This window comes from Microbacterium sp. PA5 (genome assembly GCF_049860775.1).
Classification (GTDB): Bacteria; Actinomycetota; Actinomycetes; order Actinomycetales; family Microbacteriaceae; genus Microbacterium.
The window spans coordinates 1,021,271-1,047,260 of record NZ_CP187567.1; the positions used below are offsets into that span (position 1 = coordinate 1,021,271).

At 71.6% G+C, this 25,990-nt stretch carries 24 protein-coding genes; 20 read left to right on the top strand and 4 right to left on the bottom strand.

What is annotated here, in order from left to right:
• The first annotated feature begins 54 nt into the window (after positions 1-54).
• Both ACPWUT_RS04655 and ACPWUT_RS04660 read left to right on the top strand, forming a co-directional pair.
• Positions 55-480, top strand: a complete 426-nt coding sequence (locus ACPWUT_RS04655; protein WP_284529249.1) for a hypothetical protein — start codon at positions 55-57, stop codon at positions 478-480.
• A complete protein-coding gene (locus ACPWUT_RS04660) occupies positions 477-1,436 on the top strand; it encodes a bifunctional riboflavin kinase/FAD synthetase (RefSeq protein ID WP_284529250.1) in 960 nt (319 codons plus the stop codon). The genes ACPWUT_RS04655 and ACPWUT_RS04660 overlap by 4 nt, the downstream gene beginning before the upstream one ends.
• A gap of 12 nt (positions 1,437-1,448) precedes the next feature.
• Here the strand turns inward: ACPWUT_RS04660 and deoC are convergent, their stop codons facing one another.
• A complete protein-coding gene (deoC, locus tag ACPWUT_RS04665) occupies positions 1,449-2,165 on the bottom strand; it encodes a deoxyribose-phosphate aldolase (RefSeq protein WP_284529252.1) in 717 nt (238 codons plus the stop codon).
• A gap of 72 nt (positions 2,166-2,237) precedes the next feature.
• Here deoC and ACPWUT_RS04670 point away from each other — a divergent pair, with 72 nt between their 5' ends.
• The 5 genes from ACPWUT_RS04670 (at position 2,238) to ACPWUT_RS04690 (ending at position 9,436) form a co-directional block, all read left to right on the top strand.
• Positions 2,238-2,453: a heavy-metal-associated domain-containing protein gene (locus ACPWUT_RS04670; RefSeq protein WP_284529253.1), complete on the top strand. Its 216-nt coding sequence runs from the start codon at positions 2,238-2,240 to the stop codon at positions 2,451-2,453.
• A gap of 98 nt (positions 2,454-2,551) precedes the next feature.
• Positions 2,552-4,777: a heavy metal translocating P-type ATPase gene (locus tag ACPWUT_RS04675; protein ID WP_425842186.1), complete on the top strand. Its 2,226-nt coding sequence runs from the start codon at positions 2,552-2,554 to the stop codon at positions 4,775-4,777.
• Between the two features lie 188 nt (positions 4,778-4,965).
• Positions 4,966-7,125, top strand: coding sequence for a DEAD/DEAH box helicase (locus tag ACPWUT_RS04680; protein WP_284529255.1), 2,160 nt, complete (start codon positions 4,966-4,968; stop codon positions 7,123-7,125).
• A gap of 146 nt (positions 7,126-7,271) precedes the next feature.
• Positions 7,272-8,300 carry an ATP-dependent 6-phosphofructokinase gene (locus ACPWUT_RS04685; RefSeq protein WP_284529258.1) on the top strand — a complete coding sequence of 343 codons (1,029 nt, stop codon included), beginning with the start codon at positions 7,272-7,274 and terminating at the stop codon, positions 8,298-8,300.
• 221 nt (positions 8,301-8,521) lie between these two features.
• Positions 8,522-9,436, top strand: a complete 915-nt coding sequence (locus ACPWUT_RS04690) for a hypothetical protein (protein ID WP_425841147.1) — start codon at positions 8,522-8,524, stop codon at positions 9,434-9,436.
• A 234-nt stretch (positions 9,437-9,670) separates the two neighbouring features.
• On the opposite strand, the gene ACPWUT_RS04695 is transcribed toward ACPWUT_RS04690, so the two are convergent.
• On the bottom strand, positions 9,671-11,776 hold the full coding sequence (locus ACPWUT_RS04695) for a S9 family peptidase (protein ID WP_425841151.1): 2,106 nt from the start codon (positions 11,774-11,776) through the stop codon (positions 9,671-9,673).
• A 169-nt stretch (positions 11,777-11,945) separates the two neighbouring features.
• On the opposite strand from ACPWUT_RS04695, the gene ACPWUT_RS04700 reads away from it, so the two are divergent.
• From ACPWUT_RS04700 to ACPWUT_RS04735, 8 genes are all read left to right on the top strand, one after another.
• Positions 11,946-13,298 carry an inorganic phosphate transporter gene (locus tag ACPWUT_RS04700; protein WP_284529263.1) on the top strand — a complete coding sequence of 451 codons (1,353 nt, stop codon included), beginning with the start codon at positions 11,946-11,948 and terminating at the stop codon, positions 13,296-13,298.
• A complete protein-coding gene (locus tag ACPWUT_RS04705) occupies positions 13,295-13,627 on the top strand; it encodes a peptidase (protein ID WP_284529264.1) in 333 nt (110 codons plus the stop codon). The genes ACPWUT_RS04700 and ACPWUT_RS04705 overlap by 4 nt, the downstream gene beginning before the upstream one ends.
• An 85-nt stretch (positions 13,628-13,712) precedes the next feature.
• On the top strand, positions 13,713-14,642 hold the full coding sequence (locus tag ACPWUT_RS04710; RefSeq protein ID WP_425841155.1) for a phosphodiesterase: 930 nt from the start codon (positions 13,713-13,715) through the stop codon (positions 14,640-14,642).
• Positions 14,643-14,679: 37 nt separating this feature from the next.
• Positions 14,680-15,507 (top strand): SDR family NAD(P)-dependent oxidoreductase, encoded by an 828-nt coding sequence (locus ACPWUT_RS04715; RefSeq protein WP_284529267.1) that lies wholly within the window; start codon positions 14,680-14,682, stop codon positions 15,505-15,507.
• 94 nt (positions 15,508-15,601) lie between these two features.
• Positions 15,602-15,985 carry a MerR family transcriptional regulator gene (locus ACPWUT_RS04720; RefSeq protein WP_284529268.1) on the top strand — a complete coding sequence of 128 codons (384 nt, stop codon included), beginning with the start codon at positions 15,602-15,604 and terminating at the stop codon, positions 15,983-15,985.
• Positions 15,982-16,959 (top strand): aldo/keto reductase, encoded by a 978-nt coding sequence (locus ACPWUT_RS04725; RefSeq protein WP_284529269.1) that lies wholly within the window; start codon positions 15,982-15,984, stop codon positions 16,957-16,959. The genes ACPWUT_RS04720 and ACPWUT_RS04725 overlap by 4 nt, the downstream gene beginning before the upstream one ends.
• 131 nt (positions 16,960-17,090) lie before the next feature.
• A complete protein-coding gene (locus ACPWUT_RS04730; RefSeq protein WP_284529270.1) occupies positions 17,091-18,548 on the top strand; it encodes an aspartate ammonia-lyase in 1,458 nt (485 codons plus the stop codon).
• A gap of 83 nt (positions 18,549-18,631) precedes the next feature.
• Positions 18,632-19,078, top strand: coding sequence for a DUF4190 domain-containing protein (locus tag ACPWUT_RS04735; RefSeq protein ID WP_284529271.1), 447 nt, complete (start codon positions 18,632-18,634; stop codon positions 19,076-19,078).
• Positions 19,079-19,131: 53 nt separating this feature from the next.
• Here the strand turns inward: ACPWUT_RS04735 and ACPWUT_RS04740 are convergent, their stop codons facing one another.
• The gene (locus ACPWUT_RS04740) at positions 19,132-19,998 is read right to left on the bottom strand and encodes a fumarylacetoacetate hydrolase family protein (RefSeq protein WP_425841161.1); all 867 of its coding nucleotides are present in this window, start codon (positions 19,996-19,998) and stop codon (positions 19,132-19,134) included.
• A gap of 59 nt (positions 19,999-20,057) precedes the next feature.
• Here ACPWUT_RS04740 and ACPWUT_RS04745 point away from each other — a divergent pair, with 59 nt between their 5' ends.
• The 4 genes from ACPWUT_RS04745 (at position 20,058) to ACPWUT_RS04760 (ending at position 24,157) form a co-directional block, all read left to right on the top strand.
• On the top strand, positions 20,058-21,239 hold the full coding sequence (locus ACPWUT_RS04745) for a PrsW family intramembrane metalloprotease (protein WP_425841164.1): 1,182 nt from the start codon (positions 20,058-20,060) through the stop codon (positions 21,237-21,239).
• Positions 21,240-21,396: 157 nt separating this feature from the next.
• The gene (locus ACPWUT_RS04750) at positions 21,397-21,765 is read left to right on the top strand and encodes an FKBP-type peptidyl-prolyl cis-trans isomerase (RefSeq protein ID WP_284529274.1); all 369 of its coding nucleotides are present in this window, start codon (positions 21,397-21,399) and stop codon (positions 21,763-21,765) included.
• Between the two features lie 165 nt (positions 21,766-21,930).
• The gene (locus ACPWUT_RS04755) at positions 21,931-22,494 is read left to right on the top strand and encodes a YceI family protein (RefSeq protein WP_425841168.1); all 564 of its coding nucleotides are present in this window, start codon (positions 21,931-21,933) and stop codon (positions 22,492-22,494) included.
• 115 nt (positions 22,495-22,609) lie between these two features.
• The gene (locus tag ACPWUT_RS04760; protein WP_425841171.1) at positions 22,610-24,157 is read left to right on the top strand and encodes a M15 family metallopeptidase; all 1,548 of its coding nucleotides are present in this window, start codon (positions 22,610-22,612) and stop codon (positions 24,155-24,157) included.
• Positions 24,158-24,178: 21 nt separating this feature from the next.
• On the opposite strand, the gene ACPWUT_RS04765 is transcribed toward ACPWUT_RS04760, so the two are convergent.
• The gene (locus ACPWUT_RS04765) at positions 24,179-25,489 is read right to left on the bottom strand and encodes an MFS transporter (protein ID WP_425841174.1); all 1,311 of its coding nucleotides are present in this window, start codon (positions 25,487-25,489) and stop codon (positions 24,179-24,181) included.
• Positions 25,490-25,657: 168 nt separating this feature from the next.
• On the opposite strand from ACPWUT_RS04765, the gene rpsO reads away from it, so the two are divergent.
• On the top strand, positions 25,658-25,927 hold the full coding sequence (gene rpsO / locus ACPWUT_RS04770; RefSeq protein WP_284529279.1) for a 30S ribosomal protein S15: 270 nt from the start codon (positions 25,658-25,660) through the stop codon (positions 25,925-25,927).
• Positions 25,928-25,990: the final 63 nt, after the last annotated feature.

Genomic DNA, 25,990 nt, shown 5'->3' on the forward strand with positions numbered 1-25,990 from the left:
GGCCCCGCCGCGCCGACCTATCATTGACGAGTCATGTCTTCGCCTCGTCCCCGGATGACCGGTATCGGCCGCGTCCTCGTGATCGTCTACGCGATCATGGCACTCGCCGCCACCGGGCGATCCCTCGTCCAGATCATCGAGGACTTCGAGGCCGCGCCCGTCGCGTACACCCTGTCGGCGTTCGCGGCGGCGGTCTACATCGTCGCGACCGTCGCCCTCGTCCGTGCCGGCTCGCGGGGCTGGTACCTCGTCGCCTGGATCGCCATCTGCGTGGAGCTCGCGGGGGTCCTGATCGTCGGCACCCTCAGCTTCGTCGCGCCCGCGCTGTTCGCCCACGATGCGACCGTCTGGTCGGGTTACGGCTACGGCTACTTCTGGGTGCCGCTGATCCTGCCGGTGCTCGGACTGTGGTGGCTGGTGAAGGGCGGTCGCGAGGGCGTCGAGGCCGCCGTCGCCGTCGAGGAGGGGTCGTCCTGGTGATCGTCTTCCGTGATCCGGCCGAGGTGCCGGCCGGCTTCGGCCCGAGCGTGGTCGCTATCGGCAAGTTCGACGGCGTGCACTCGGGGCATCGCGCCGTCGTGGCGCGTGCGCGCATCGAGGCTGCGGGCGCCGGTGCCCGCGTCGTCGCGGTGACCTTCGACCGCAACCCGCTGAGTCTCCTGCGGCCGGAGCTGTGCCCCGACCCGCTGTCGAGCCTGGAGCAGAAGCTCGACCTCCTCTCCGAGGAGGGGGTCGATGCGACGCTGGTGCTGCGCTTCGACGAGGAGCTCGCCGCCGTCCCGGCCCGCGAGTTCGTCGAGCGGTTCCTCGTCGGCGCGCTGGGCGCGATCACGGTGATGGTCGGCGACGACTTCCGCTTCGGCCGCGGCGGCGAGGGCGATCCGCACACCCTCGCCGCGCTCGGGCGCGAGCTCGGCTTCGGCGTCGACATCGTCGGCGACGTGCAGGGCGCCGGCCGCCGCGTCTCGTCGACCTGGATCCGCGACCTGCTGAACGCGGGCGACGTGGAGGGAGCCGCCCGCCTGCTGGGACGCCCGCACACCATGCGCGCGGAGGTGGTCCACGGACTCAAGCGCGGCCGCGAGCTGGGATATCCGACGGCCAACCTGTCCGCGGACGCCGAGGGCTTCGTGCCCGCAGACGGGGTGTATGCCGGCTGGCTGATCGACGAGGGGCCGATCGACGCCCGGACGCCGGCGGTGACCCGGTATCCGGCGGCGATCTCCGTCGGCACGAATCCGACCTTCGACGACGTGCCGACGCGGCAGGTCGAGGCGTACGTCCTCGACGAGACCCGGCTGGACCTCTACGGCCACCGCGTCCAGGTGCAGTTCACGCACCGCATCCGGGGCATGGTCGCCTTCGAGGGCATCGAGGCGCTGACCGCGCAGATGGCCGACGACGTCACGCGCGTGCGCGAGGCGCTCGCGGGCTGACCCGTCGTCCGCTCAGTACGACGAGCTGTCGACGGCGCCGGTCGCGTCCTCGCCGGCGTCGACGCGTCGCGCCTCGCCGAGGATGACGGCGCTGCCGCTCGTGCCGAGCCGGGTGGCGCCCGCCTCGAGCATCGCGAGGGCGTCCGCGTAGCTGCGCACACCGCCCGATGCCTTCACCTGGACGCCCTCGCCGACGCTGTCGCGCATCAGCCGGACGTGCGCCGCGGTGGCGCCGCCGCCCGCGAAGCCGGTGGACGTCTTCACGAAGTCGGCGCCGCCGGCCTCGGTGAGGCGGCTTCCGCGCGCGATCTGCTCCTCGTCGAGGAGGGCGGTCTCGAGGATCACCTTGGTGATGCGGCCGTCGGCGGCCGCCACGACGGCGCGGATGTCGTCGACCACGACGTCGTCGAAGCCCGACCGCAGCGCGCCGATGTTGACGACCATGTCGAACTCGACGGCGCCGTCGGACAGGGCCTGACGCACCTCCGCGACCTTCGCCGCGGTCGAGGTGGTGCCGTGCGGGAAGCCGATCACGGTGCCCACCGCGACGCCGGTGCCCGACAGTCGGGAGACGGCGTGGGGGATGTCGCTCGGCCGCACGCACACGCTGAACACGCCCCACTCCGCGGCGATGTCGAGCTCGGCGTCGACGTCGGCTCGGGTCAGCTCGGGCTTGAGGATCGCGTGGTCGAGGGTGGCCGCCAGCGCGCGCTCGGAGATGTGGGACATGCCTCCAGCGTACGCCGCGGAATACCCCAGGGGGGTATCCTGTTATCACCCCTGACCCTGTGAGGAGCAGCCATGACCACCCAGACCTATCTCGTCGACGGCATGACGTGCGGCCACTGCGCCGCGGCGGTGACCCGCGAGGTCCGCGCCGTCGACGGCGTCACCGACACCGCGGTCGATGTGACCGCGAAGACCCTCACGGTGACCACCGGCCCGGACGCGCCCGCCGACGAGGCCATCGCCGCAGCGGTCGTCGAGGCCGGATACACGCTCGTCGGCCGCGCCTGACGCGCGGCGGCCGCATCACCAGAGACCACCGAGGAGCCGACATCGTGTCGCAGACCGTCCAGCCCCCGCAGCGCGACGCCGTGCTCGACATCGAGGGCATGACCTGTGCGAGCTGCGTCGCGCGCGTCGAGAAGCGACTGACCCGCGTGGAGGGCGTGACGGCGTCCGTCAACCTCGCCACCGAGTCGGCGCGGGTGACCTACCCGGCGGGCCTCGACCCCGCGCGACTGGTCGACGCCGTGCGCGAAGCCGGCTACGAAGGCCGCCTGCGCGCGCGTCCCGAGCGTGCGGAGGCCGCCGCGGGCGCGGACCGCGACCCCGCCGTCGATCACGAGGTCGGCGCCGAGGACGACGTCGACGACGTCGAGGACCGCCCCGGCGCGGTGACCCTGCGGACGCGCCTGCTCGTGAGCCTCGCGCTCGCCGTGCCGGTCGTGGCGCTCGGGATGGTCCCCGCCTGGCAGTTCCCGGGCTGGCAGTGGGTCTCGCTCGTGCTCACCGCGCCGATCGTGATCTGGGGCGGCTGGCCGTTCCACCGCGCGACGTTCGCGAACGCCCGCCACGGTGCGATGACGATGGACACGCTCATCACCCTCGGCACCGGCGCCGCGTTCCTCTGGAGCACCTGGGCTCTGCTGTTCGGGGCCGCGGGCACCATCGGCATGACGCACGAGGTGACCCTCTTCGGGGTGCCCCACGATGCGACCTCGCTCGTCTACTTCGAAGTCGCCGCCGCCGTCACCGTGTTCCTGCTGCTCGGACGCTTCATCGAGCAGCGCTCGAAGCGGCGTGCCGGTGCCGCCCTGCGCGCCCTCATGGAGCTGGCCGCGAAGGACGTCGAGCTCGCGGACGGCGCGCGCATCCCGGTGGAGCGGCTGCAGGTCGGCGACGTGTTCGTCGTGCGGCCGGGGGAGAAGGTGGCCACCGACGGACGCGTCCGCGACGGCCGCGCCTCGGTCGACCTCAGCATGATCACCGGTGAGTCGGCCCCGGTCGACGTCGCTCCCGGCGACGAGGTCACGGGGGGCACCATCGCCGTCGACGGGCGTCTGCTCGTCACCGCGACCTCCGTCGGCGACGACACCCGGCTCGCGCACCTCGCGCGGCTCGTCGAGGATGCGCAGGCGGGCAAGAGTCGCGTGCAGCGTCTCGCCGACCGCATCTCCTCCGTCTTCGTCCCCGTCGTGATCGCGCTCGCCGTGATCACTTTGATCGCCTGGATCGCGGCGGGTCAGCCCGCGGCAGCCGGCTTCACGGCCGCGGTCGCGGTGCTGATCATCGCCTGCCCGTGCGCGCTGGGCCTGGCGACCCCCATCGCGATCCTGGTCGGCACCGGACGCGGCGCGCAGCTGGGCGTCCTGATCACCGGTCCCGAGGCTCTCGAGGGTGCGGAGCGGATCGACACCATCGTGCTCGACAAGACCGGCACCGTCACCGAAGGCCGGATGACGGTCGCGACCGTGTCGACCGTCGCGCAGACCGACCTCGCCGACGTGGCGCGGATCGTCGGGTCGCTGGAGACCGCGTCGGAGCACCCGGTTGCCCGCGCCCTCGCCACCCTCGCGCCCCGCCCCTCGCACGTGGCGGACTTCGCCGGACTCGCCGGCCGGGGGGTCACCGGGACGGTCGAGGGCCGCGCGGCGTTCGCCGGTCGCACCGCCTTCGCCGCCGAGATCGTCGGCGGCGACCTGCCGCAGGCGGTCGCGCAGGCGGTCGCCGACGTCGAGGACGCCGGCGGGACCGCCGTGGTCGCCGGGTGGGACGGGGCGATCCGCGCCGTCATCGGCGTCGCCGACACCGTCCGTGACGACAGCGCGGCCACCGTCGGCCGGCTCAAGGACCTCGGCCTGGAGGTCGTGCTGCTCACCGGCGACAACGCCGGCGCCGCCCGCGAGGTCGCGCGCGCCACGGGCATCGACACCGTCGTTGCGGGCGTGCTCCCCGAGCAGAAGGTCGCGGAGATCCAGCGCCTGCAGGCGCGGGGCCACCGCGTCGCGATGGTCGGCGACGGCGTGAACGACGCCGCGGCCCTGGCCACGGCCGACCTCGGCCTGGCCATGGGCGGCGGCACCGACGCCGCGCTGCACGCCAGCGACATCTCCCTCGCCGGCTCGGGTCTCGCCCCGGTCGTCACCGCCATCGCGTTGAGCCGGCGCACGATGCGCATCATCCGCGGCAATCTGTTCTGGGCCTTCGCCTACAACGTCGCCGCCCTGCCGCTGGCGGCGCTCGGCCTGCTCAACCCGATGATCGCCGGTGCCGCGATGGCGTTCTCGAGCGTGTTCGTGGTGCTCAACAGTCTCCGACTTCGCACGACGCGCTGACCTCAGGCGCTACAATGGCGGCGAGGGATCCCACCCCGCCGTCGCCGCAGCTCGCAGAAGCGAGTGCCCGCAGCCGGCAGGACGGGACCCGGGACTCATACCGCGGCACTCCGCCGCGGACTCCACCGCCCGGTCGCGGTACGACCGGGCAGCACCGGCATCCGCCGGTCCACACGCTCAGGAGGAGCATGCCGACCACGGCACCCATCGCCGCCTCGAAGGCGTCGTCCCGTCGACGCCGCGGCTCGTCGGCCCGTCGCGAAGACGACGCGCCGCTCATCCCGATCCTCGCCCGCAAGGTCCGCGAGGTCGAGGCCAAAGCCCAGCGCGGCAAGCTCGGCCCCACCAACCGGGTCAAGTTCCAGGTCATCGCCTTCCTGGTCCGCGAGGAGCGCGCCCGCGTCAAGGCCGAGGCGGAGATCCCTGCGGCCACCCGCGCCGAGCTGCTCAAGCGGCTCGACGGCGTCGCGACCATCCTCGCCAAGACCGCCGCCCGCGACACCTCGCTCATCCAGCTGCTCGAAGTCGACCAGGCGACGTCGCCTGTGGCCCGCCGCATGCGTCGCGACTGGCTGCTCGAGTCGGGCGCGGAGCTCGCCGAGGACGAGCTCATCATCACCGATGTCGCGCCGGTCCATGCGCCGGTCGTGCCGGCCGCGCTCGCCGAGCGCCAGGTCGTGCCGCCGCAGATCGACGCGCGTCGTGAGGCCAACCCGTTCCTGGCGCCCGACCTCGCCCTGCGCGCCCCCGTCGAGAACGTGCGTCGCCGGCTCGACGGCTGGGAGCTCATGGGACCCCTGTACAAGGCGTTCGAGATGGGTGCCGGCGGCGGTGCCGCCTCGATGGAACTGCCGCCGATGCCGGAGTTCGACCGGCTCTCGCCCAAGGGCCTGGAGATCATGGCCCACCAGTCCCGCTTCCTGGAGGCGGTCCGCGGCGGTCACCGGTCCTTCCTCCTGGCGGACGAGCCGGGCCTCGGCAAGACCGCGCAGTCGGTGCTGGCCGCGTCGGTCGCCGACGCCTATCCGCTCCTGGCGGTCGTGCCCAACGTCGTGAAGATGAACTGGGCCCGCGAGGTCGAGCGCTGGACGCCGCATCGCCGCGCCACGGTCATCCACGGCGACGGCGACACGGTCGACGCGTTCGCCGACGTGTTCATCGTGAACTACGAGGTCCTCGACCGGCATCTCTCGTGGCTGGGCGACCTCGGCCTGCGCGGCATGGTGGTCGACGAGGCGCACTTCATCAAGAACCTCACCTCGCAGCGTTCGCAGAACGTGCTCGCGCTCGCCGCCCGCATCCGCGAGCAGGTCCGCGATCCGCTCATGCTCGCCCTCACCGGAACGCCGCTCATCAACGACGTCGAGGACTTCGACGCCATCTGGCGCTTCCTCGGCTGGACCAACGGCGAGAAGCCCGGGCCGCTGCTCATGCAGAAGCTCGACGCCACCGGTCTCACCCCGGCGGACAAGGCGTTCTATCCCGAGGCGCGCGAGGCGGTCATCTCGCTCGGCATCGTCCGTCGCAAGAAGAAGGACGTCGCGGCGGACCTGCCGGACAAGCTGGTCGCCGATCTGCCGGTCGAGCTCGACGACGACTTCGGCCGCTCCATCCGCGCCGCCGAGCAGGAGCTCGGTCAGCGGCTGGCCGCCAAGTACCGGCGCATCATCGAGGCCCGCGGCGACCGCGTCGTCCTCGACGACATCGACGAGGACATCGTGCGCCTCGTCGCCCACGGCGAGCTCGAGGAGTCCAAGGCGGCCGGCAGCGGCAGCGACAACGTCTTCACCATGGTGCGGAAGATCGGCCAGGCCAAGGCGCTGCTCGCGGCCGATTACGCGGTGCAGCTGCAGCGCTCGGTCGGCAAGGTCGTCTTCTTCGCCAAGCACATCGATGTGATGGACGCCGCCGAGGCCCATTTCGCGGCCGCAGGGCTGCGCACGGTCTCGATCCGCGGCGACCAGACGACGCCGGTGCGCCAGCAGGCCATCGACGCCTTCAACAACGACGCCGACGTCGCGATCGCCGTGTGCTCGCTGACTGCGGCAGGTGTCGGCCTGAACATGCAGGCGGCCTCGAACGTCGTGCTCGCCGAGCTGTCGTGGACGGCGGCCGAGCAGACCCAGGCGATCGACCGGGTGCACCGCATCGGGCAGGACGAGCCGGTGACGGCGTGGCGCATCATCGCCGCGCACACGATCGACACGAAGATCGCCGAGCTGATCGACTCCAAGCAGGGCCTCGCGCAGCGGGCTCTCGACGGCGATCAGGTCGACCCGACCTCGAGCGACTCGGTCCAGCTGTCGGCGCTCATGCACCTCCTGCGGCAGGCGCTCGGCGCGTTCTGATCGCGGTCGCCGGCGCCACGATCCATGCGGTTCGCGGCGCCGGTTATCGACGGCGGCCGCAGTGGCACGGCGGTCGGCCCCGGCGGTAGTGTCAGGGGGGCAGCGTCGCCCTCAGCTCCACATCCCGAACACCGAAGGATCTCCCCATGAAGATCGGCATCCTCACCAGCGGCGGCGACTGCCCCGGGCTGAACGCCGTCATCCGCGGCCTCGTGCTCAAGGGCACGACGACCCACAACATCGAGTTCGTGGGCATCCGCGACGGCTGGCGCGGCGTCGTCGACGGCGACTTCTTCCCGCTCACCCGTCACGAGGTGAAGGGCCTGTCCAAGGTCGGCGGGACGATCCTCGGCACGAGCCGCACCAACCCCTACGAGGGTCCTCGCGGGGGAGCGGAGAACATCGCGAAGACGCTGTACGGCCACCGCATCGACGGCATCGTCGCCATCGGCGGCGAAGGCACCCTGGCCGCCGCCAACCGTCTCTACGGCGACGGCATCAACGTGCTCGGCGTGCCGAAGACCATCGACAACGACCTGCGCGCCACGGACTACTCGTTCGGGTTCGACACGGCCGTCAACATCGCCACCGAGGCGATGGACCGCCTGCGCACCACCGGCGACTCGCACCAGCGCTGCATGGTCGCCGAGGTCATGGGTCGCCACGTGGGCTGGATCGCCCTGCACTCGGGCATCGCGGCGGGCGCGCACGTCATCTGCATCCCCGAGGTGCCGATGTCGCTCGAGGACATCGCCGCCCAGGTGCAGAAGGCGCACGACCGCGGCCGTGCGCCGCTGGTCGTCGTCTCCGAGGGCTTCAAGCTCCTCGGTCAGGACGAGGCTTACTCCGACAAGGGGCTCGACGCCTTCAACCGTCCGCGCCTCGGCGGCATCGGCGAGGTGCTCGCGCCCGAGATCGAGCGCATCACCGGCATCGAGACCCGCGCCACCGTGCTCGGCCACATCCAGCGCGGCGGATCCCCGTCGGCCTTCGACCGGGTCCTCGCGACCCGGCTCGGCCTGCACGCGGCCGACGTCGCCGTCGAGGGCGCCTGGGGCCAGATGGTCTCCATGAAGGGCACCGACATCGTCCGCGTCCCCTTCGCCGAGGCGCTGGGCGAGCTCAACACCGTCCCGCTCTACCGCTACGAAGAGGCCGCCGCCCTCTTCGGCTGAGCCGCCCCCGTCCCCGGGGCATGTCCCACTTTCGGCCGGGCGTGTCCCACTTCCGGTGTGGCATGTCCCACTTTCGGCTGGTTCCGCCAGGCACACACGACCGAAAGTGGGACATGCCCTCGTGGCGCCGCCTCCTCCCCAAGGGCCGAGCGGAGCGGATCGTCCGCTGACCCCTGGGAAGTGCGCGATGCGCGTACGGCGCTGTCAGCACCCTGAGGGGCATGGCCTCTCGTCCATCGCTGCCGCTCGCCCTGCCCGCCTCCTTCACCGTCGCGCAGGCGGCCGAGGCGGGGGTCGCCCCGGGTCGGCTGCGAGGGCGCTCGCTGGCGCGTCCGTTCCACGGCGTCCGCGCGCGAAGTGCAAGTGCGTCGACGACGATGATCGATCTGTGCCGCGCCTACGCGCCACGACTGCGCGAAGGTCAGTTCTTCAGCCACGAGACCGCCCTGCTGCTCCACGGCGCACCCATGCCGGAGTGGCCCTACGTGCCCCGCATCCATGTTTCGGCGCATCGGCCGAGCCGCGAGCCCCGGACGGTCGGAGTCGTCGGACACCGGCTTCAGACACGTGTGCCGGTCGTACGCGATGTCGACGGGATGCCGGTGGAGGATCCCGCGCGCGCCTGGCGACAGTGCGGGACGCTCTGGACGCATGGAGACCTCGTCGCCGCGGCGGACTACCTGGTGAGCGGTGCGCGGCCGCCGATCACCGTGGCGGAGCTCCGCGACGAGGTGGTGCGGATGGGGGATGTGCGCCGGGGCATCCTCTCCCGCGCGCTGGACGATGTGCGAGGCGGTGTCAGGTCGGCACGGGAGACGCGGCTGCGGCTCCTCCTGCGGGATGCCGGTCTGCCTGAGCCCCACACGGCGTGGAACCTGTATGACGAGCGCGGCACATTCGTCGCCGAGCTCGACCTCGCCTACCCGCAGCGCCGGGTGGGGGTGGAGTACGACGGTCGTGTGCACGCCGCAGACCCGGGCCAGTTCGCGAGAGACGCCGACCGCTGGGATGCCGTGCGGGCGCAGGGCGTGGACCTCGTCCGCATCCTCTCCCACCACCTCGCCGGCGACGGCGCCGCCGCGGTGCAGAAGGTCCGCGCTGCGCTGATGCGAGCAGGCTGGACCCCGCTCGCCTGACCCGCTCCGCTGGGACGCTCCGCTGGGACGCTCCGCTGGGACGCTCCGCTGGGACGCTCCGCTGGGACGCATGTCCCATTTTCGGTCGTATCCGAGCCGACGAACCGACCGAAAGTGGGACATCAACCGCCGAGAGTGGGACATGGACCGCCGCAAGTGGGACAGGCAGCGGGCCGGCGCGGGGCGCGGCCGGCGCGGGGCGCGGCCGGCGCGGCCGCAGCCGGCGGGGGGGCGTCAGTCGGCGAGGCCGAGGACGTCGAGGAGCCAGGCGAGCTCGAACGCCCGCTGGTGCCAGGCGTTGTAGCGGCCGCTCACGCCGCCGTGCCCGGCGACCATCTCGCAGCGCAGCAGCGCATCGGCGCCGACCTCGCGCAGCCGCGCCACCCACTTGGCGGGCTCGACGTACAGCACGCGGGTGTCGTTGAGCGAGGTCGTGGCGAGGATGCGGGGATACCGCACGCCCTCCCGCACGTTCTCGTACGGCGAGTACGACTTCATGTACGCGTAGACGTCGGCGTCGTGGAGGGGATCGCCCCACTCGTCCCACTCGATCACCGTCAGTGGGAGCGAGGGGTCGAGGATCGTCGTCAGGGCATCGACGAACGGCACGTCGGCGAGGATGCCGGCGAACAGCTCCGGTGCCAGGTTGGCGACGGCGCCCATCAGAAGGCCGCCGGCAGACCCTCCCTCGGCGACGAGCAGGTCGGGTGTCGTCCAGCCCTCGTCCACGAGGTGGCGCGCGCAGGCGACGAAGTCGGTGAAGGTGTTGCGCTTGTGCTGCAGCTTGCCGTCCTCGTACCACTGCCGGCCGAGCTCGCCGCCGCCGCGCACGTGGGCGACGGCGAAGACGACGCCGCGATCGAGCATCGACAGCCGGGCCACCGAGAACCCGGGCTCGATCGAGTGCTCGTACGAGCCGTATCCGTAGAGGTGCACCGGCCGCGGCGCTGCGCCGGGGTCGCCGAAGGAGCGCTTCCAGACGAGGGAGACCGGCACGCGGGTGCCGTCGTCCGCCGTGGCCCACACCCGCTGCTGGCCGTAGTCGGCCGCGTCGTAGCCGCCGAGCACCGGCTGCCGCTTGCGCAGCAGGAGCTCCCCGGTGGCGACGACGTAGTCGTAGACGGTGCCCGGGGTGGTGAACGAGCCGTAGCCCAGGCGCAGCACGGGCGGCGCCCATTCGGGGTTGCCGGCCGTGCCCACGGAGTAGAGCGGCTCGTCGAAGTCGATCTCCGACACCGCGCTGCTCTCGTAGTCGAGCACGCCGAGGCGGGGGAGGCCCTCGCGGCGGTAGGCCACGACCCCCCAGTCGCGGAACGCCGACACGTCCAGCAGACGCCGGCCGGGGACGTGCGGGAGCACGGCGGTCCGCTCGCCCTGCGGGTCGGAGGCCGCGACGCGCACGAGCTCGAAGTCCAGGGCGTCGCGGTTGTGCAGCACGTACAGCACGTCCTCGCCGCCGACGACGGCGTGGGTGGTCGAGTACTCGACGCCCTCGGTGCGCGGCCAGACGACGCGCGGCTCGGCGCGCAGGTCGTCGGCGGGAACGAGGAACTCCTCCGAGGTGATGGAGGAGCCGACCTCGATCACGAGGTAGGCATCGCTGCGCGTGAACCCGGCGCCGACCCAGTAGCGCTCGTCGGGCTCGTGGAACAGCCGCACGTCGGAGGAGGCGTCGGTGCCCACCTCGTGCAGCCAGACGGTGTCGGGTCGCCACGCGTCGTCGACCGTGGTGTAGACGATGTGGCGTCCGTCGGGGGAGAAGGTGGCGCCCGCGGAGGTGTTCTCGACGACGTCGGCGAGGTCGACGCCGCGGACGAGGTCGCGGATGCGCAGCGTGTACCGCTCGTCGCCCTCCACGTCGACGCCGTACAGCAGGCGCGTGCCGTCGGTGGAGACCTCCAGGCTGCCGAGCGAGAAGAACTCGTGACCGTCCGCCTCCACGTTCCCGTCGAGCAGCACCTCCTCGCCGGGGACCGCCGTGTCGGCCGACAGCTCGGGCGGCGTCCAGTCGTCGGGCGAGGCGAGCGGGGCGCGGCAGTGGATGCCGTACTGCTTGCCCTCGACGGTGCGTCCGTAGTACCACCACTGTCCCCGCCGTGACGGGACCGAGAGGTCGGTCTCGAGCGTGCGTCCCTTGATCTCCTCGAACAGGCGCGTCCGCAGTCCCTCCAGGTGAGCGGTGCGCTCGTCGGTGTAGGCGTTCTCGGCCTCCAGGTGCGCGATCACCTCCGCGTCGTCCTTCGCGCGCAGCCAGTCGTAGGCGTCGGCGAACTCGTCGCCGTGATGGCTGCGGGTGCGGGGGCGGGCAGGGGCGACGGGAGGCTGCGACGTGCTCACCATCCCCACGCTAACGGACCGTTCGAGCACGGCGCCCCCGGGTTCTGCGATCGCCCTCGGATGTGCGAGGATTTCCCTCGTCCGGTTGCCGGAACATGAACCTACGGTGAACTCTTCGTTCGCACCGCCGACGCCCGTCGGCATCCCCACACCCCTCTACGGAAAGCGAACTGTGGAAGCCGCAGTCTTCATCGTGGTGCTGGTGATCGCACTGGCACTGTTCTTCGACTTCACCAACGGGTTCCACGACACCGCGAACGCGATGGCCACGCCCATCGCCACCGGTGCGCTCAAGCCCAAGGTGGCCGTGCTCCTGGCCGCCGTCCTGAACCTGGTGGGCGCGTTCCTGTCGACCGAGGTGTCCAAGACGATCTCGCACGGCATGATCAACGAGTCCGGCATCGATCCGGGCACCTTCCTGCCGATCATCTTCGCGGGTCTCATCGGCGCCATCACCTGGAACATGCTGACCTGGCTCCTGGGTCTGCCCTCGAGCTCGTCGCACGCCCTCTTCGGCGGGCTCATCGGTGCGACGCTCGTGGGAGCGAGCGCCGCGGCGATCGACTTCGGCGTCGTCCTCAGCAAGGTCGTGCTCCCGGCGGTCATCGCCCCGTTCACCGCCGGGGTGATCGCCTTCGCGGTCACCAAGATCGCCTACGCCGCGACGCGGCGCTACGACAACAAGCCCGACGGCCGCGACGGCTTCCGTTGGGGGCAGATCTTCACGTCCTCCCTGGTCGCCCTCGCCCACGGCACCAACGACGCCCAGAAGACGATGGGTGTCATCACCCTCGCGCTCATCACCGCCGGCATGCAGGACCGCGAGCACGCCGACCCGCAGTTCTGGGTCATCTTCGCCTGCGCGTTCACCATCGCCCTGGGCACCTACATGGGTGGCTGGCGGATCATCCGCACGCTCGGCAAGGGCCTCACCGACGTCAAGCCCGCGCAGGGCTTCTCGGCGGAGTCCTCGACGGCGGCCACCATCCTCGCCTCCAGCTTCTTCGGCTTCGCCCTGTCGACGACCCAGGTCGCGTCGGGCTCCGTCATCGGCTCCGGCCTGGGCCGTCGCGGCTCGACGGTCCGCTGGCGCACGGTCGGGCGCATCGCCGTCGGCTGGCTGCTGACGCTGCCGGCGGCGGGTGCCGTCGGCGCCGCCGCCGCGCTCGTCGTCGTGTGGCTCGGTCCGGTGTGGGGCGTCCTCGTGGGCGCCGTGGTCGCGGTCGCCATCGTGCTGGCCATCTTCTGGCGGTCGCGTCGCGATGCCGTCCACGCCGGCAACGCGATGAGCGAGGTCGCCGACTCGGGTCATGCCGTGAAGGTCAAGCGCAATCCGCCGCCCACCCGCCGTCAGCGGGCGATCCTCCGCGAGCAGGCGCGGCAGAAGGCGGAGCAGGAGGCCCGTGAGAAGGCGGCCCGCAAGGCGAAGGCCAAGGCCGACGCCAAGCGCGCCGCAGAGGACCGCAAAGCGGCCGAGCGCGCAGCCACGGCGGGCAAGGCGAGCACGAAGGGCGACAAGAAGTGAGCGTCACGATCGACTGGTTCGCCTTCCTCGAGGTGTTCGCCGCGGCCCTGGCCGGCGCCGCCCTCGTCGTCGGGTTCTACGCGCTGGGACTGCGGCTGCTCGTCCGCGCCGGTCGCGCCCCGGTCGTCGCACCGGCGGAGTTCACCGACGCGATCACGATCATCTCCGAGAAGGAGGCGAACCGCGCCGCGAAGGCGGCAGCGAAGGCCGCGCGCAAGAGCCCGCTCACCGAGGGGCAGAAGTCGGTCGCGCTCGTCGCCGCGTACGGCTCGTTCGCCGTGTCGGGCCTGGCGGTGCTCGCCGGCCTCCTCCTGATCGTCCTGCACTGAGTGCTGCACCGAGTCCCGCACCCGGCCTGCGGCGACCTGCCCCGGGCGCGATCGCGCGTCCTGGGCCCCGCGTAGGCTGACCGACATGGACAGCGCCCCCACCCTGCCCGGTGCGCACCCCCAGTTCGGTGTGCATCCTCCCGCGCGACGCACGATCGTGCACCTGAGCGACACCCACCTGCTGGCCGCGAACCGGCCGCTGGGGGGCCGCTACGACACCGCCGCGAACCTCGAGGCGACGCTCGCGGCGGTCACGCGCACCGGCGTCCGCCCCGACGCCATCGTCGTCACGGGCGACCTCACCGACCTCGGCGAGCCCGACGCCTACCGATCGCTGCGCGCGACGGTGGAGCCGTTCGCGGGCGCGCTCGGGGCGCCGGTGATCTGGGTCGCCGGGAACCACGACGAGCGCCCGGCGCTGCGGGCCGGGCTGCTGGACGGCGCATCCACCCAGGAGCCGGTCACCGGGGTGTGGGATCTCGGCGGACTGCGGCTGATCGCCCTGGACTCCAGCGTGCCCGGCTGGCATCACGGCGACCTCGATGCGGATCAGCTCGCCTGGCTCTCGGAGGTGCTCGCCGAGCCCGCGCCGCTCGGCACCGTCGTCGCCCTGCACCACCCGCCGCTTCCGAGTCACATCCCCTTCTTCGACATCCTCGAGCTGCGCCATCAGGCCGAGCTGGCCGAGGTGCTCGCCGGCTCCGACGTGCGCGCGATCCTCGCGGGGCACCTGCACTACTCGACGAGCGGGACCTTCGCCGGCATCCCGGTGAGCGTCGCCGCCGCCACCTGCTACACGATGAACCTCCAGCGGCCGCCGGCATCGGTCAACGGCATGGATGCCGGGCAGTCCTTCCACCTCGTGCATGTCTACGACGACGCGATCACCCATACCGTGGTGCCGGTGGTCGAGGCGGAGACGAGCGAGTACTTCTCGCCGGAGTGGGTCGCGGCGATGGCGCGGCTGACCCCGGAGGAGCGGCTCGAGGCCTTCTCGCGGAAGCCGACCGTATGAGGCCCGCGGGCGGGGCCGCCGCGGCGGGTGCCGACCGGTGAGCCGCACGATCGTCATCACCGGCGCCAGCGACGGCATCGGCGCCGCGGCCGCGCGTCAGCTGCACGCGGCGGGTCAGCAGGTCGTGGTCGTCGGGCGCGATCCCGACAAGACCGCGCGCATCGCCGACGAGCTCGGCGTCGACCGGTTCGTCGCCGACTTCGCGGTCCTCGACGAGGTGCGGGCGCTCGCCGCAGATCTGCGCGCGCGGTACTCGCGCATCGACGTCCTCGCCAACAACGCCGGCGGGATCATCGACCGGCGGCGGAGCACGGTCGACGGGCACGAGCTCACCTTCCAGGTGAACCACCTGGCGGGGTTCCTCCTCACGCTGCTGCTGCGGGACCGTCTCCTCGACAGCGGCGCGTCGGTGATCCAGACCTCCAGCGTCGCGGCGCGGCGCTTCTCCCGTTTCGACATCGACGACCTCGACGCCGAGCGCCGGTTCTCCTCGTCGACGGCGTACGGCAACGCGAAGCTCGCGAACATCCTCTTCACCGCGGAGCTGCAGCGCCGCCTGGGCCCGAGCGGGCTCTCCGCCGTCGCCTTCCACCCCGGGGCCATCGCCAGCGGCTTCGCGTCGGCCGCGCGCGGTCCGTGGCGCTGGATGTACACCAATCCGCTCACCCGGCGCCTGCTCACCCCCGTGGAGGTCGGGGGATCACGGCTCACCTGGCTCGCCCTGGGTCGCCCCGGCGCCGACTGGCGACCGGGCGCGTACTACGCCGAGAACCGCATCTCGCGGACGCACCGCCTCGCCGCGGATCCGCAGCTCGCGGCCCGTCTGTGGGAGCGCAGCGCCGCCATGGTGGGCGTCGAGCCGTAACGGGCATCCGGTTCCGGTCGGTCGCTCGCGGCGCGCGGCGCTCCGGAGAGACCCGGGTTGACTGAGAGCGCACTCTAAGTTCTACCGTGAGGACATGACCCTCCTCCACGACGGACTCTCGATCTCGGACGCCGCCGCGGCGACCGGCCTGACGACCCACACGCTGCGGTACTACGAGCGGGCCGGTCTCATGCTGACGCCCGTCGACCGCGCCTCGTCGACGCACCGCCGATACAGCGACGCGGACATCGGCTGGGTGCAGTTCCTCACCCGCCTGAGATCGACGGGGATGCCCATCGCCACGATCCGGGCGTACACCGAGCTCGTGCGCGCGGGCGAGGACACCGTCGACGCTCGGCTGGAGCTGCTGCTGCGTCATCGCCGCGGCGTCCTCGCCCAGCTGGAGGAGATCACGGCGAGCCTCGCCGCCATCGACTACAAGATCGCCGTCTACCGGCAGAAGGAGAAGACCGCATGAAGACCATCCGCCTCGGTTCCCGTGGACCGCAGATCGGCCGCCTCGGACTCGGACTCATGGGCATCAGCGCGTTCTACGCGGGTGCCCGCGAGGACGACGAAGGGGGGATCCGGACGATCCACCGCGCGCTCGAGCTCGGCGTGAACTTCCTCGACACGGCCGAGATCTACGGGCCGTACGTCAACGAGGAGCTGCTGGGCCGGGCGCTCGCCGGCCGTCGCGACGACGCCGTCATCGCGACCAAGTTCGGGACGATCCGCCACACCGCCGGCGACGCCCCCGGCCTCGACGGGTCGCCGGAGAACGTGCGTCTCTCGGTGGAGGGATCGCTGCGGCGGCTGAACACCGACCGCATCGACCTGTACTACCAGCACCGCATGGACCCGGACACGCCGATCGAGGAGACCGTCGGCGCCCTGGCGGAGCTCGTGAAGGAGGGCAAGATCCTCGGATACGGGCTGTCGGAAGCGGCCGTGTCCACGATCCGCCGCGCGCACGCGGTGCACCCGGTGACCGCCGTGCAGACGGAGTACTCGCTGTGGACGCGGGACCCGGAGGCCGAGCTCCTGCCGGCGCTGCGCGAGCTGGGCATCGGGTTCGTGCCGTACTCGCCGCTCGGCCGCGGCTTCCTCACCGGGGCGATCCGATCGACCGATCAGCTCGCCGAGGGCGACTTCCGCCGTTCGAACCCGCGGTTCGTCGACGGTGCGCTCCAGCAGAACCTCCGCATCGTGGAGGCGGTGGAGGCCGTCGCGGCGGACGCGGGTGCCACTCCCGCGCAGGTGGCGCTCGCCTGGCTGCTCGCCCAGGGCGACGACATCGCGCCGATCCCGGGCACGCGCCGGGTCGAGCGCCTCGAGGAGAACGTGGCGGCCGATGCGGTGGTCCTCACCGCGGAGCAGCGCGCGCGCCTCGACGCCCTCGCCGCGCCCGTGGGGGACCGGTACGCGGACATGACGCCGCTCGGCCGCTGACGGCGGGCACGCGCCGTCTCGTACAACGCCGGGGCGACGATGTACACGGAGTACATCGTCGCCCCGGCGCTGCGCGACTAGGCTCGAAGCTGATCCGCCACCCCCCTCGAGACCCACAAGGACTCCCACACATGGCTCTGGACGCAACGACGCGCACCGAAACCGACTCCCTCGGATCCCTCGAGATCCCCGCCGACGCGTACTGGGGCATCCACACCGCCCGGGCGTTGGAGAACTTCCCGATCTCGCGACGGCCGATCTCGGTGTACGCGGATCTCGTGAAGGCGCTGGCGATGGTCAAGCAGGCCTCTGCGCGGGCGAACCTCGAGATCGGCGTCCTCGACGCCGAGCGCGCCGACCTCATCGATCGCGCCTCCCAGCGCGTCATCGACGGCGAGTTCCACGACCAGTTCGTCGTGGGGGTGATCCAGGGCGGCGCCGGGACCTCCACGAACATGAACGCGAACGAGGTCATCACCAACATCGCGCTCGAACTCGCCGGCCGCGAGAAGGGCGACTACGCCTACCTGTCGCCGATCGACCACACCAACCGCAGCCAGTCGACCAACGACGTGTACCCCACGGCGGTGAAGATCGGACTGAGCCTGGACCTCAAGTCGCTGCTGGAGGAGCTGGATCTCCTGCGGCAGTCCTTCCTGGCCAAGGCGGTGGAGTTCCACGACATCCTCAAGATCGGCCGTACGCAGCTGCAGGACGCCGTGCCCATGACGCTCGGCCAGGAGTTCCACGGCTTCGCCACGACCCTGGGCTACGACCACCAGCGCCTCACCGAGAACGCCTACCTGCTCTACGAGATCAACATGGGCGCGACGGCCATCGGCACCGGCATCACCACGCACCCGGATTACGCGGCCGCGGTGCTGCGGCACCTCCGCGAGATCACCGCGCTCGATCTGGCCACGGCCGACGACCTGGTCGAGGCGACGAGCGACACCGGGTCGTTCATGTCGTTCTCCTCCTCGCTCAAGCGCAACGCGATCAAGCTCTCCAAGATCTGCAACGACCTGAGGCTGCTGTCGTCGGGACCGCAGGCGGGGCTGGGCGAGATCAACCTGCCGGCGCGTCAGGCAGGATCGAGCATCATGCCGGGCAAGGTCAACCCGGTGATCCCGGAGGTCGTCAACCAGGTCGCGTTCGCCGTGGCGGGCGCGGACCTCACCGTCACGATGGCCGTCGAGGGCGGCCAGCTGCAGCTGAACGCGTTCGAGCCGGTCATCGCGCACTCGATCTTCCAGTCCATCACGTGGATGCGCCGCGGAATGCGCACCCTGCGCGTGAACTGTGTCGACGGCATCACCGCCAACCGCGAGCGGCTGGGCGCCATGGTCGGCGCGTCGGTCGGCGTCGTGACGGCGCTCACGCCCTTCATCGGCTACGCGGCCTCGGCGGCGCTGGCCAAGACCGCACTGCTCACCCACCGCAACGTCGGCGACCTCGTCGTCGAGGCGGGCCTCATGACGCGCGAAGAAGTGGACAAGCAGCTGTCGCCGGCCCGCCTGTCCGGTCTCGAGGCGATCACGCAGGCGATCCCGGTGGTCCAGCCCGCCGAGAACCTCGTCGAGGGCTGATCGGCGCGGTCCTTTGCGCCGGGCCGTCGGATGCCGATAGCGTCGCCATGCCGGGACGTCCGGCGACGTGAGGAGAGAGCCCCATGACCGACCCGCAGAACCCGCCGCAGCCGCCGGCCTACGAGACCCCCGCCTACCCGGCCGCGCCGCCGGCGGCGCCCGCCTACAACGCGGGATACGGTCAGGCGCCGGCGCCGGGAACGCCGATCCCGGGTCGCACGATGGGCATCGTCGCGTTCGTGCTGTCCTTCTTCCTGCAGCTGATCGCGCTCGTGCTGGGCATCGTCGCGCTGGTGCAGAGCCGCAAGGCCGGGCAGAAGAACGGCTTCGCCCTCGCCGCCATCATCATCAGCTCCGTCCTGCTGGTCGTCGGCACGATCATCGCGATCGTCGTGATCAGCTTCTGGGTCAACGTCGGAGGCGACCTGGCGACCCAGATCCAGGCGTGCATCGACAACGGGGGTGCCGGCACCGTCGAGGTCAACGGTGTGACGCTCTCGTGCGAAGAGGTGCTCGAGCAGTCGCGCTGACACCTCGGCCTCAGCAACGGGCGGTGCCGCACGGCGCCGCCCGTTGCCGCATTTCAGCCGAGGATGCGGCAGTGGGTCGTGAGTGCGCCGATCCCGTCGATCCCGACGGTCACGGTCGAGCGGTCGCGGAGGAAGATCTGCGGATCGCGCGAGTACCCGGCACCGCCGGGGCTGCCCGTGGAGATGAGCGTGCCGGGCAGGAGCGTCGCCGACTGCGACAGGTGCGACACGAGGGTGGCGACGGACCGGATCATCTGACCCGTGGTCGCGTCCTGCACCGTCTGCCCGTCCACGACGGCCCAGATGTGGAGGTCCTGCGGGTCGGCGATCTCATCGGCGGTGACGACGACAGGTCCGGTGGGGGTGAACCCGTCGAACGACTTGCAGCGCGACCACTGCGCCTCCGAGAACTGGATGTCCCGCGCGGTGATGTCGTTGACCACCGTGTAGCCCCAGACGTGAGAGAGCGCGTCCGCCTCGGCGACGTCCTTCGCGGCGGTCCCGATGATCACTCCGAGCTCCGCCTCGTAGTCGACGGACTCGCTGAGCGAGCGCGGCCACGTCGTCGTGGCGTCGTGACCGGTCAGGGATCCCGGCCACAGCACGAACACCGTGGGCGCCTTGTCGGCCTTCAACCCCAGCTCGCTCGAGTGCGCCGCGTAGTTCAGCCCGACCGCGAGCACCACGGGCGGCCGGCTGACCGCCGTGGCGAAGCCGAGGTCCGCGACCGGCTGCCAGCCGGTGGCCGACGCGGCCGCCTCGCGCACCCGGCTCAGCAGGACGTCGCCGCCCTCGATGAGGCTCTGCAGGTCGTCCGGGGCGCCGGCGAACAGCGGGGCGACCGGAAGCGCCTCGTCTCCGCGGACGACGGCGAGCCGCGGATCGACGGACGCGGCCGAGGTCACGTGGGCGAAGCGCATCCCCCCAGGCTACCCGGCGGATCGGCGCGCACGGGGGAGCCGACCCTAGGCTGAGCGTCATGGCCTTCCCCTCGGCATTCGCACAGCCCCCTCACGGATCACCGGCGGCGGTGCCGCACGCGACCGCATCGCCGTCCCTCCCCGTGCCGGTGCGCGCCGGCAGAGCGGCGCCGATCTGGCTGTTCGCGCTCCTGACCGTCATGGCGTGCGGGCTGGCCGCCTACCTCGTCACCTTCCTGGGTGTGGCCGCCTCGGCGATCGGCATGGTCCTCGCCGTCATCCCGCTGGCCGGGGTGCTGCTGGCGGTGCGGCTCATCGACCGGTGGGAGCCCGAACCGCGCGGCCTGGTGATCGCGGCCGTGGCGTGGGGAGCGGTCGGGGCGGTGGGCCTGGCGCTGCTGGTCGACCTCGCGCTGTCCCCGGCGATGGTCGTCGTCGACCCCGCCCTCGGCGACGCGTTCTCGGCCGTCGTCCAGGCGCCCGTGGTGGAGGAGGTCGCCAAGGGGCTGGGCGTGCTTCTCCTCTTCGTCTTCGGCCGGCGCGCGTTCGACGGCCCGGTCGACGGCGTCGTGTACGGCGCCCTCGTGGGCGCCGGGTTCGCGTTCACCGAGAACATCCTCTACTTCGCCACGAGCCTCATCGAGGGCGGCGTCACCGAGGTCACCTTCACCTTCGTGCTGCGGGGCGTGCTATCGCCGTTCGCGCACGTGATGTTCACGGCCGTCACCGGCTACGCCCTCGGCCGGGCGGCGCGGAGCGGGGCGTCGACCTCGGGCGCGCTCGGACCCTGGCTGCTCGGGATGCTGGGGGCGGCCGTGCTCCACGCGGTGTGGAACGGGTCCGCGATGTTCGCGGACTTCTTCGCGCTGTACGCCACGCTCCAGGTCCCGCTCTTCCTGGCCTTCGTGGGCGGCGTGCTGATGCTGCGCCGCGAAGAGGCTCGGCTGACCCGCGACCGTCTGGGGGAGTACGCCGCCGCCGGGTGGTTCAGCGGGGCCGAGGTGGAGATGCTCGCGACGGCGCGCGGACGTCGGCACGCGATGGCGTGGGCGCGCACACTCCCCGGCGACCGACGGCCCCTGATGGCGGACTTCATCCACGAGGCGACCGCGCTCGCGGCGGCGCGCCAGCGCGCGCTGAGCGGGAGGGACGCCGCCGCCGCGCACGACGAGCGGGTCTTCCTGACCCGGACGATCGGTGCGCGCTCGGCGCTGCTGAGCCGGGACGCCGGCTCCCGGTAGCAAGACTCAGCGCCCGGTGCCGCGGCGATGCCTGCGTGTCGACCGAGCGCTGAGTTGATCTGCCCCATTGTCCCCACGGGCTCGATCCGCTGTCAAGGGTCGTCGCCCCCGGGCCGCACCGGGTGACCCGATGGGCGCGGCGTGCTTGGATGGAGGCATGACTGATGAGCGCACCAAGCCCGAGTTCGACGCCCCCGACGGCCCCGCCCCCTCCGACCTCGTCATCCGCGACCTCATCGTGGGCGACGGCGCCGAGGCCCAGCCGGGCGACACCGTCACCGTGCACTACGCCGGGGTCGAGTACGACTCCGGGGAGGAGTTCGACTCCTCCTGGGGCCGTGGCGAGAGCATCCAGTTCCCGCTCCGCGGTCTCATCCAGGGATGGCAGGACGGCATCCCGGGCATGAAGGTGGGCGGCCGCCGAGAGCTGGTCATCCCGCCGCACCTGGCCTACGGCCCCGCCGGCGGCCACTTCCTCGGCGGCAAGACCCTGATCTTCATCATCGACCTGCTCGCCGTCGGCTGAGTCGTTCGATCCGAGCGGGGGCGGCGCGCCGCACGGCGGCCGCCCCCGCTCTCGTTCGTCCCGCGATCGCACGTCGGTCGCGGACGTTTTTTCATTCGCGGGAATAGATCCTGGCGCGCGGCGTTTCACCGTGCCAGACCGTTTCCACCTCTGCGAAGGAATGACATGACCGACACCACCACCACGCTCGAGATCCCCGGCTACAAGGCGGGCACCTGGGTGCTCGACCCCTCGCACAGCGAAGTCTCCTTCAGCGTGCGCCACATGATGATCTCGAAGGTGCGCGGGACGTTCGGCCTGAAGAGCGCCACGATCATCGCGCCGGAGAACCCGCTGGAGGCCCGCGTCGAGGCCTCCGTGGACGTCGCCTCCATCGACACGAAGGACGAGGGCCGCGACAACCACCTCCGCTCGGCCGACTTCTTCGACACCGAGACCTACCCGACGCTCGACTTCGTCTCCACCGGTGTCCGCTACGAGGGCGGGGACTTCCTCGTCGACGGCGACCTGACGATCCGCGGCGTCACCAAGCCCGCCACCTTCGAGCTCGAGTTCGGCGGCTTCGGCACCGACCCGTGGGGCAACTACAAGGCCGGCGCGACGGCGAAGACCGTCATCGACCGCGAGGACTTCGGCCTCACCTGGAACGCCGCCCTCGAGACCGGCGGGGTGCTCGTCGGCAAGGACGTCACCATCACGCTCGACCTCCAGGGTTCGCTGCAGGCCTGAGTCCACAGGGCCTCAGACGGGGTGGATGCCGCATCGGCATCCACCCCGTCCGCATGTGCGGGCGGGCGGACGTGTAGTCTGGCGCCACATCCCGGGTACCCGAAGGCCTGATCCCATGTCGCTGCTCGCCCGTGTGCGCCTGCTCGCCGTCACCACGGCGGTGATCGTCGCGCTCGCCGCCGCTCCGGTGACCGCCTCCGCGGAGGACGAGGGTCCGTCGCCGGAGCCGACCGCGAGCGCGACCGCCGAGCCGACCGTCAGCCCGAGCCCGACCGTCACGCCGACTCCCACGCCCACTCCCACTCCGTCGCCCACTCCCACGCCGTCGCCCACCGTCTACGGCTACTTCAGCGTCCCCTGGACCTCGACCGTCTACGAGTCCTGGACCGACGGGGTCGTGAAGGAGCTCACGCTGAGCGCGTGGAAGGCGAAGGGCGTGGCGAAGCGGCCGGCTCCGATCCGCTACGTCAAGACCTCCTGGTCGGCGTCCCGGTACGCCCTCATCACCTTCCCGCAGCGCAGCGGCGACACTGCGGTCGACCGGGTGCGCACGCTCACCCGCGCGCAGTTCGCCGCGGCGGGGGAGCCTCGGGTCGCGACCGTCGCCCACGTCCCGACCTCCCGCTACTGGCGCTACGCGTCGAGCGCGGTCGATCGCTACGTCCGCACGCCCGACGGAGACCGTCATAAGCTCAACGCGGCGCAGTACGCCGCGGCGAGCCGTCCGCCGCTGACCGTCGTGTACGGCGGCTACTACCGCGCGCGGTGGTCGCAGAACATCTACTTCATCAGCACCGCGGGTGCAAAACGGGCCGTCTCGACGGTCGCCTACGCCGCCGCCGGCAAGCCGCGCGTCGCCATCGCGCCGACCGTGTACGTCAAGACCTCCTACAGCCCCGTCCACGCTCTGATCACGTGGCCGCACAGGAAGGGCGACCGCTCGGTCGACCAGATCGTGCGGCTGACCTCGGCGCAGTATGCGTCGATCGGCAAGCCGCGGCCGGAGATCCGCACCCGCATCCCCGGCGACTCGTTCATCCGGCTGTCGATCGGCCGCACCATCTACCACCGCTCGCAGGGCTACCTGACCCCGGTCACGGCGGCCCAGTGGCGAGCCGCGGGCGCTCCCGCCGTCTCCACGCACTCGCCGGGCAAGCCGATGCGCATCCGCGACATCCTCATCGTGAACAAGTCGCTGCCGCTTCCCTCCAGCTACGGCAACGGGCTGCGCCCCGAGCTCACGCACGCGTTCGCCAAGATGCGCGCGGCGGCCGCGCGCGACGGGGTGTCGCTGCGGATCATCTCGGGCTTCCGCTCCTACGCCTCGCAGAAGTCGGTGTACGCGGCGAAGATCCGTCAGTACGGATTCGCGACGGCGGAGAAGCGCTCCGCCCGACCGGGGCACAGCGAGCACCAGACGGGTCTCGCGATCGACGTCAACTCGATCTCGCAGTCGTGGGGCGACACCCGCGCGGGCCGATGGGTCGCCAAGAACGCGCACCGCTACGGCTTCATCGTCCGCTACCCGAAGGGCAAGACGTCGGTCACCGGCTACGCGTACGAGCCGTGGCACCTGCGTCACGTCGGCGTCTCGGTGGCCACGCACCTGAAGTCCTCAGGCCTCACGCTCGACGAGTACCTCGGCGTCCCCTCGAAGTACTGACGCGCCGTCCGAGCGGCCGCATCAGGGGGTGGGCTCGAGCGCGTCGTAGGCGCGGAAGCGGGGACTCAGGCGCACGAGGGTCGCCACGAGCACGATGATGACCACGCCGCCGAGCAGCGGGGGGAACCACAGCGCCGAGAGGGTCGCCAGGGTCCCCGCGTACAGCGAGCCGAGCCTCGGCCCACCGGCGACGACGACGATGAAGATGCCCTGGAGCCGCCCGCGGACGGCGTCGGGCACGGCCGCCTGCACCATCGTGTTGCGGAAGATCGAGCTGATGTTGTCCGCGGCTCCCGCTGCCGCCAGTGCGAGCATGGCCAGCGCGATCACGGTCACGTTCGCGTGCGCCTCGTCGACGACGGGGGGAGCGAACGCCCCGAGCGCGCCCAGGCCGAGCGCCACGCCGAACAGGGCGATGGCCGCCCCGTAGGCGATGATGGCGCGCTCGATGCCCAGGCCCTGCCGGCGCACGCGTCCGACCGGCCCCGAGAACACGCTCGAGAGGAAGGCGCCCGCGGCGATGGAGGCGGTGAGCAGCCCCGTCGTGATCGCCCCGCCGCCCAGCAGCAGCGCCCCGATCGCGGGGAACAGCGCGATCGGCTGGCCGAACGTCATCGCGATGATGTCGAGCAGGAACTGGAGGCGGATGTTCGACGCGCGACGCAGGAACTGCCATCCGTCGCGCAACGACGCCCATCCCGGACGCACGACCACGCCCTCGGGGAGGATGGCGGGCAGGGTGAGCAGGCCGAGGAAGTTGGCGAGCATGAGGACGACGTCGATCGAGTAGGTCCACGCGTAGCCCGTGAAGGCGACGAGCACCCCGGCCAGGGCCGGCCCGCCCATGACCATGATCCCCATCGTGATCCCGCCGAGCGCGGAGGCCGCCGGCAGCAGCTCGCGGGGGAGCAGGCGCGGCACGATGGACTGCCGCGCGGCCATGACGATCGAGTTCGCCGCCGAGTTGACGATGCTGAGCGCGTAGAGCCACCAGACGGTCTCGAGCTGTCCCCACGCGAGCACGGCCAGCAGCAGGGTGGAGACGAACGTGACGGATGCCGCGACGAGCGCCACCCGTCGGCGGTCGAACGCATCGGCGAGCATCCCGCCGTACAGGCCCGCGATCACCATCGGCAGCAGCCCGGCGACGGCGATCATGGCCACGGCGAAGGTCGAGCCGGTGAGGTCGAACATGTGCAGCATGACGGCCACGATCGTCAGCTGCCCGCCGAGGCCCGCGAGCGTCGAGCCGATCCACATCCGGGTGAACGCCGGACTGTGGCGGAACGGCCGCAGATCGAGGAAGGAGTCCCGGCTGAGACGCGCCCTCATCGCCGGCCCCCGGCGCCTCGGCGGGCGGAGGCGGGCGGGGCGGAGCGGGGCACTCGTCGAGCCTAATCGCTGGTAGACTCGTCAGGTTGCCGTTCGATCGGCCGCGGATAAAGAGAGCCCACGCATCAGGCGTCGGGCGCCGCGCAACGAAGAGAGAGGGGATCACCTATGGCACTGGATGCAGACGTCAAGAAGGCGATCATCGAAGAGTACGCGACGCACCCCGGTGACACCGGATCCCCCGAGGTGCAGGTCGCGATGCTGACGCAGCGCATCAAGGACCTCACCGAGCACCTCAAGGAGCACAAGCACGACCACCACTCGCGTCGTGGGCTGTTCCTGCTCGTCGGTCAGCGCCGTCGTCTGCTCGGCTACCTCCAGGACATCGACATCTCGCGCTACCGCGCGCTGATCGAGCGTCTCGGACTCCGCCGCTAAGGCATCGCTGCCAGCGTTCAATCGCGCAGAACATTCTTGAGAAGGCCGCCCCGGGTGTGGGGC